Origin of the sequence: Stenotrophomonas chelatiphaga (assembly GCF_001431535.1) — a bacterium.
Classification (GTDB): Bacteria; Pseudomonadota; Gammaproteobacteria; order Xanthomonadales; family Xanthomonadaceae; genus Stenotrophomonas; species Stenotrophomonas chelatiphaga.
The window spans coordinates 1-7,182 of the sequence record NZ_LDJK01000088.1 but is presented as its reverse complement, the minus strand read 5'-3'; the positions used below and the strand labels follow the sequence as shown (position 1 = coordinate 7,182).

The window sequence follows — 7,182 nt, the reverse complement described above, 5'->3', positions numbered from 1 at the left end:
GCGCTGGCCGCGGCCGATCGCCTGATCATCCCCACCCAGGCCGAACCGCTGGCCCTGCACGGGCTGGATGGCATGGTCCGCACCGGTGAGATGGTTGAACGTTCGCGTCGCCGCCCGCTGCCGATGTCGATCCTGCCGACCCTGTTCGACCGCCGCACCCGCGCCGGCAACGAAAGCCTGCGGCAGATGCAGGACAGCCATGGCACGCGTGTCTGGGAAGACGCGATCCCGGTGGATACGCGGATGAGCAACGCCGCCACGCTGATGGCGCCGGTGGAGGGGGACGATTATCCGGGCCGCGGCCTGGCCGCTTACCGCCGTGCACTGGACTGGATCCTGGCCGACGATGCGCGTGCACTGGAGCAGGCCGCATGAACAACGAAACCGTGCTGGACGACTACCTGGAACAGCTGCTGGGCGAGGCCACCACCGCGGTCGCCGAACCGCAGGCCACCACGGCCGTGGCAGCCGCTCCCGACGCCGCCGCCGAACCCACCGCCGAACGCGAACCGACCTGGGACGACCTGCCGGACGAGGTGGTCTACGAGACCGGGCCGGCCAGCGGCGAAGACCCCGCGCTGATGGACGAAGCCAGCCTTCAGGCCGCCTTCGACGCTGCCGCCGAAGCGCCGCCGCCTGCCCTGCAGACGGCGCCCGAACCAGAACCAGAACCAGAACCCACCTGGGACGACCTGCCGGACGAAGTCATCTATGAGACCGGTGAAGCGATCAGTGCAGTGCTGACCAACGCGGACAGTCCTTCGCTGGAAGCGGCCTTCGCCGCCGCCGCCGACCCCATCGCCGCGCTCGTCGCACCGCCGCCGGCCATGCCCCCCGCGGTGCCGGCCCTGCCGCCACGCACCGTGGCGCGCGCGGTTCCGGCACTGGCGCAAGCCAACGCCAACCCGCCCAGCACCTGGCAGGAACTGCAGGAACAGGCCCGGCAGAGCGGCTACGCGTCATCCCCGCAACGACGCGCCACCGAGCGCAGCTCGCGCTGGCTGCGGCTGCGCTGCGGCAGCCAGGCCTATGCACTGGAACTGCTGAAAGTGCAGGAAGTGGTGCTGCCGGTGCCGCTGCTGCCCCTGCGCGGCACCGCCCCGGCGATGCTCGGCATCATGAACCTGCGTGGCCAGGTGGTGCCGGTGATGGACCTGGGCATCCATCTCGGCGGCGCCCCCGCCGGCGAAGACGCCCTGACCCGCATCGTGGTGCTGGAAGAAAACGGCGAGATCATGGGCCTGCGCGTAACCGCAGTGGAAGACGTCACCAACCTCAGCGACTCGCAGATAGAGCCCCCCGACACCGCCCGCATCTGCCGCATCAGCAACGACATCTTCCGCGGCGTAGCCCGCCTCCACCAGCAACCGATGATCCTCCTGGACGCCACCCAGCTGCTGAACTGACACACCAGCCCAGGCTGGAGGCAAGCGCTGCGCCCTTGCACTTGCCCTTGCCCTTGCCCTTGCCTTGCCCTCCCCCACCCCGCGGCCCAAGCGCAGACTGTCAGTGAGGGGGCGGGCAGGGTCAGGCAGGACTGTGTGAGGCAGGAGCCGAACACAAGCCCCCATGGATGGGTTCACGGCGGGTCCTGCCTGACCCTGCCCGCCCCCGCGCCCCATGCTCCCGCTTCTGCGCCTGTCCCCTCGGCCCACGCTCTTGCCCTGGCTTCAGCTGCGCAACAAAAAAACCCGCCCTAAAGCTTCCCCGGATATTGCCGCTATGAAGTCTGGAACCGTTTGTCCGGAGCAACAATGAGCACTGTGGACCTGGGTGAAGATCTCGGCATCGAGAGCAGCACCGAGCTGAAGAACCGCCTGGCCCCGTTGCTGGCCGCGGCCGACCCGCTGACCCTCGACGCCAGCCGGGTGGGCCGTATCCACACCGCCGCCATGCAGGTCCTGTGCGCGTTCGTGCAGGGCCGGCGCGGTGCCGGACTGCACACGGAATTCAGCGGCAGCACCGCAACCTTCACCGACGCCGCGCGATTGCTCGGCGTCACCCAGGCCCTCGGCCTGGCTGTATCCCATGACAACCTGAAATCTGTGGAGAACGCGGCATGAGCGCACGTATCTTGGTGGTGGACGACTCGGCGTCGATGCGCCAGATGGTTTCCTTCGCCCTCACCTCGGCCGGTTTTTCCGTCGAAGAAGCCGAGGACGGCGCCGTCGCGCTGGGCCGGGCCAAGGGCCAACGCTTCAACGCGGTGGTCACCGACGTCAACATGCCCAACATGGACGGCATCTCGCTGATCCGCGAACTGCGCCAGCTGGCCGAATACAAGTTCACCCCGATGCTGATGCTGACCACCGAATCGGCCGCGGACAAGAAGTCCGAAGGCAAAGCCGCCGGTGCCACCGGCTGGCTGGTCAAGCCGTTCAACCCCGAACAGCTGATCGCCACCGTGCAGAAGGTCCTGGGCTGATCGCCCACGCCATCCCGTCCCCCGCGCCCGCCCTTGGAACACACCTGACATGAGCATGGACCTGCAACGTTTCCACGCCACCTTCTTCGAGGAAAGCCGCGAAGGGCTGGACGCCATGGAAGCCGGACTGCTGACCCTGGAATCCGGCCAGCACGATGCAGAGATCATCAACTCGGTGTTCCGTGCAGCGCATTCGATCAAGGGCGGCGCCGGCACCTTCGGCTTCGATGCGATCGCCGCGCTGACCCATGTGCTGGAAACGCTGCTGGACGAGCTGCGCGCCGGCAAGCGCGCGCTGGAAGCCAATGCGGTGGATGCGATGCTGGCCTCGGTGGACGTGCTGCGCGCCCTGCTGCGCGAAGCCGAACACGGCGTGCAGGCCGACCCGGCCGCGGTCGCGGCGATGAAGGCGCGACTGGAATCGATCCTGTCCGGGCAGGCCCCGGCAGCAGCGAGCGCGGCGGCCCCGGTGGTCGCCGAAGCGGAGCCGGAAGCCTGGCAGATCGGCTTCACCCCGGCGCCGTCGATGTTCATGAGCGGCAATGATCCGCTGCGCATCATCCGCGAACTGGAACACCTTGGCCCGCTGCAGGTGCAGGCACGCCTCGAGCGCCTGCCCGGCTTCGAGCAGCTGGATCCGTTCGAGGCCCACCTCGCGTGGGATCTGGGCCTGATCGGCAAGATCAAGCGCAGCCAGATCGAAGATACCTTCGCCTGGGTGGTCGACGACTGCGAGCTGGACATCCGTCCGGTCGCACCGCCCAGCCTGGCCACCAGCGCACCGGCTGTCGAGGTCGAACTCGCCCCGGCTGCTGCTGCAGCGCCTGCCACCGCTGCGCCGGCCACGGCCGCCGCGACCCCGGCGCAGGAAGCCGAATCCTCCATCCGCGTCAGCGTGGACAAGGTCGATGCGCTGATCAACCTGGTCGGCGAACTGGTCATCACCCAGGCAATGCTGAAGCAGGTGTCCAACCATATCGATCCGGCCCATGCCGAGCGCCTGTTCGCCGGCCTGGACCTGCTGGAGCGCAACACGCGTGACCTGCAGGAAGCGGTGATCGGCGTGCGCATGCTGCCGGTGGATGCGGTGTTCCGCCGCTTCCCGCGCCTGGTCCGCGACCTGTCCACCCGCCTCGGCAAGCAGGTACGGCTGAAGACCATCGGCGAAGGTACCGAACTGGACAAGGGGCTGATCGAGAAGATCGCCGATCCGCTGGTCCACCTGGTGCGCAACTCCATCGACCACGGCCTGGAAATGCCGGAGTTCCGCCGCAACGCGGGCAAGGACGAAACCGGCACCATCACCTTGGCCGCATCCCACCAGGGCGGTCACATCGTCATCGAAGTGAGCGACGACGGCCACGGCCTGAACCGCGACCGGATCCTGGCCAAGGCTGCCGAACGCGGCCTGGCCGTGCCGGAAAACCCGACCGATGCGCAGGTCTGGGACCTGATCTTCCAGCCGGGCTTCTCCACCGCCGATGCCGTGACCGACCTGTCCGGCCGCGGCGTGGGCATGGACGTGGTCCGCCGCAACATCCAGGCACTGGGCGGCGAAGTGCAGATCGAAAGCCGCGCCGGCATGGGCACGCGCACGCTGATCCGCCTGCCGCTCACGCTTGCGATCCTGGACGGCATGACCGTATCGGTGGCCGGCGAAACCCTGATCCTGCCCCTCGCTTACGTGCTGGAAGCCCTGCAGCCGCAGGCCAGCGACATCCGCACCATGGCCGGCGAAGGGCGCGTGCTGCGGGTGCGCGGCGAATACCTGCCGATCCTTTCGCTGAGCGAGTACTACGGCTACGGCCAGCGCCACAGCGACGAATCGCTGGTGGTGGTGGTGGAAGGCGATGGCCAGAAGATCGCGCTGGAAGTGGACGAACTGGTCGGCCAGCAGCAGGTCGTGGTGAAGAACATCGAGAACAACTACCGCCGCATCGGCGGGGTATCCGGCGCCACCATCCTTGGCGATGGCCGGGTGGCACTGATCGTCGACATCGGCGGGCTGGTGCGCTCACTGCGGGTCCCGCAGGCCGCCTGATCCACGAACAACGGTAACGCCGAGCCAGGCTCGGCGGACTGTTGGAAAATTCTCCGCCGAGCACGGCTCGGCGCTACAGATCCGCGCCGCCTCGCCGCTATCTGTAAAGACGGCGTGATGACCCCCACACCGCCGTGTCCCGCTTCCTTTCCAACATCGCCCAGCGGCGTGGCCGCTGCGCCCTGCCCTGCCCTGGAGCACCCGCATGAAGTGGTTCGCCGATCTCGCCATCGCCCGCAAGCTGGCGGTGGGATTCACCTTGACCACCTTGATGACCCTCGTGCTGGGCGGCTTCGCCCTGCTGCGCCTGTCCGAGGCCAACCAGCAGCTGCGTGGCATGGCCAGCAATGCCATCCCGTCGGTGCAGCATCTTGGTGAAGTCCGCTCCCAGCTGGGCGAGTTCCGCACCTATGAAATGGCCCAGCTGACCATGCTGGACCAGCCGGAAAAAGTAGCCGACTACAACAAGCGCATGGACGATACCGCCAAGGTGGTGCATGAGGAACTGGAGGCCTACGCCGCGCTGCCTGCCGACCCGAAAGAGCGCGAGCTGTATGAGAAGGTCAAGGCCGACGTGGCCGCCTACTTCGCTGCCAACGTCCAGCTGCGCGCTGCCGGCGCCAGCGGCGATGCGGTGCTGGCCCAGCAGGTGTCCGACGAGCAGTCGCGTCCGCTGCGCCGCAAGCTGTTCGATGACCTGAAGGCGCTCAGCGCCTACAGCGGCACGCTGATGGACCAGGGCATCGCCGATGCCAACGCCACCCACCACACCAGCCTTATCGCCATCATCGCCGCGATGCTGCTGCTGTCGCTGGTGGCGGCCACGCTGGCGGTGATCATCTCGCGCGCGATCACCGTACCGCTGGGCAAGGCCGTGCAGGCCATCCAGGCGGTGGCACGCGGCGACCTCAGCATCACCACCCAGGCCAGCAGTACCGATGAAGCCGGCCGCATGCTGGCCGCCACCGCGGCGATGACCGCCACCCTGCGCCGCTTCTCCGGGCAGACCCAGCAGATGGTGGACATGCACGCCGGCCCGGACATCAGCCACCGCATCCCGGAAGACTTCCCCGGCGTGTATGGCGAGCTGGCCCACGGCATCAACACGGTCATCTTCGAACACCTCGACGCACTGCGCGATGCGGTGGATGTGCTGAACCAGTACGCCATCGGCAACCTGGAACCGGACGCGCGCCGCCTGCCCGCCAGCCGCGCCTTCCTGCACGAATCGATGGACGCGGCCAAGGGCAGCCTGCTGGCGATCAACACGCAGATCCAGCAACTGGCGTCGGCCGCGGCGGTGGGTGATTTCAGCCAGCGCGGTGATGCCGAACGCTTCCAGCATGACTTCAAGGTCATGATTGAACAGCTCAACACCATGATGCACGTGGCCGACGGCAACCTGTCCCAGCTGTCGCAGCTGCTGCGCTCCATCGCGGCCGGCGACCTGACCGCACGCATGGACGGTGAGTTCCACGGCGTGTTCGCCTTGATGCGCGACGATGCCAACACCACCGTTTGCCAGCTGACCGGCATCGTGTCCAGCATCCAGGTGTCGGCACAGAGCATCCGTGGCGCCGCCAGCGAGATCGCCGCCGGCAACAATGATCTGTCGCGCCGTACCGAACAGCAGGCAGCCAATCTGGAAGAGACCGCGGCCTCGATGGAGGAACTGACCTCCACCGTGCGCCAGAACGCCGAGCACGCCCGCCAGGCCAACCAGCTGGCGATCGGCGCAGCCGGTGTCGCCAGCCAGGGCGGCGCGGTGGTAAGCAAGGTGGTCACCACCATGTCGGCGATCGAAGCGTCGTCGAAGAAGATCGCCGAGATCATCTCGGTCATCGACGGCATCGCCTTCCAGACCAACATCCTGGCGCTGAATGCTGCCGTGGAAGCAGCACGCGCCGGCGACCAGGGACGTGGCTTCGCAGTGGTTGCCAGCGAAGTGCGCACCCTGGCGCAGCGTTCGGCGGCAGCGGCCAAGGAGATCAAGGGCCTGATCGACGAATCGGTCGGCAAGGTCGCCGATGGCTCCGCACTGGTCCACCAGGCCGGCGCCACCATGGGCGAGATCGTCGCCTCGGTGCAGCGCGTGACCGACATCATGGCCGAAATATCCGCGGCCTCGCAGGAACAGTCGGCCGGCATCGAACAGGTCAACCAGACCGTGGTGCAGATGGACGAGACCACCCAGCAGAATGCAGCGCTGGTGGAGGAAGCCACCGCGGCGGCACGTTCGATGGAAGAACAGGCCATGCAGCTGACCGATGCGGTAGCCCAGTTCCGCCTGGCCGAAAGCGCGCCGGCCAAGGCCGCTGCGCCCGGCGTACGTCCCAACGTGGCCGCACCGGCGAAGCCGCCCGCAGCTCCCCCGCGCCCGGCCACCCGCCGCGCGACGGTGCGGCAGCCGGTCATCGCCGGCGACGGCGACTGGCAGGAGTTCTAAGCGCCACAGCAGTTGACGAGCTGGCGGGGCGAGGCGGCTGGCGGGGGACGGCAAAAGCCGCTCCTGCCAGTCGCCGTCGCCGGCGATGACCGGCTCCCGCACCGTCGCGCGGCGGGTGCCCGGGCGCGGCGGAGCCGCGGGCGGCTTCGCCGGTGCGGCCACGTAGGGACGTGCGCCCGGCGCAGCGGCCCTGGCCTCCGCCGTGTCGACCAGGCAGACCCGGGGCCCCGCATCGGCCCACCGCCTGGCCCGCTCGTCCATGTACAGTGA

6 protein-coding genes are annotated in these 7,182 nt (G+C 68.2%); all 6 read left to right on the top strand.

The annotated features are described in order from the left end of the window. On the top strand, positions 1-375 hold a 375-nt coding region (locus ABB28_RS16150), incomplete at its 5' end, for a ParA family protein (protein WP_161809877.1). Beyond that, positions 372-1,406, top strand: coding sequence for a chemotaxis protein CheW (locus ABB28_RS16145; protein ID WP_057687397.1), 1,035 nt, complete (start codon positions 372-374; stop codon positions 1,404-1,406). The genes ABB28_RS16150 and ABB28_RS16145, both read left to right, overlap by 4 nt. A 348-nt stretch (positions 1,407-1,754) precedes the next feature. Continuing rightward, entirely contained in the window at positions 1,755-2,063 is a 309-nt protein-coding gene (locus ABB28_RS16140) for an STAS domain-containing protein (protein ID WP_057687396.1), read from the top strand. Then, complete coding sequence (locus tag ABB28_RS16135) at positions 2,060-2,425, top strand: response regulator (RefSeq protein ID WP_042613857.1); 366 nt, start codon at positions 2,060-2,062, stop codon at positions 2,423-2,425. The genes ABB28_RS16140 and ABB28_RS16135 overlap by 4 nt, the downstream gene beginning before the upstream one ends. 49 nt (positions 2,426-2,474) lie before the next feature. Beyond that, a complete protein-coding gene (locus ABB28_RS16130; protein WP_057687395.1) occupies positions 2,475-4,466 on the top strand; it encodes a chemotaxis protein CheA in 1,992 nt (663 codons plus the stop codon). A gap of 205 nt (positions 4,467-4,671) precedes the next feature. Beyond that, positions 4,672-6,912 carry a methyl-accepting chemotaxis protein gene (locus tag ABB28_RS16125; RefSeq protein ID WP_057687394.1) on the top strand — a complete coding sequence of 747 codons (2,241 nt, stop codon included), beginning with the start codon at positions 4,672-4,674 and terminating at the stop codon, positions 6,910-6,912. The last annotated feature ends 270 nt before the right edge of the window (positions 6,913-7,182 follow it).

Coding starts and splice junctions, on each gene's coding strand:
- ABB28_RS16135 (WP_042613857.1), top strand. CDS start 2,060: ATGAGCGCACGTATCTTGGTGGTGGACGACTCGGCGTCGATGCGCCAG.
- ABB28_RS16125 (WP_057687394.1), top strand. CDS start 4,672: ATGAAGTGGTTCGCCGATCTCGCCATCGCCCGCAAGCTGGCGGTGGGA.
- ABB28_RS16130 (WP_057687395.1), top strand. CDS start 2,475: ATGAGCATGGACCTGCAACGTTTCCACGCCACCTTCTTCGAGGAAAGC.
- ABB28_RS16140 (WP_057687396.1), top strand. CDS start 1,755: ATGAGCACTGTGGACCTGGGTGAAGATCTCGGCATCGAGAGCAGCACC.
- ABB28_RS16145 (WP_057687397.1), top strand. CDS start 372: ATGAACAACGAAACCGTGCTGGACGACTACCTGGAACAGCTGCTGGGC.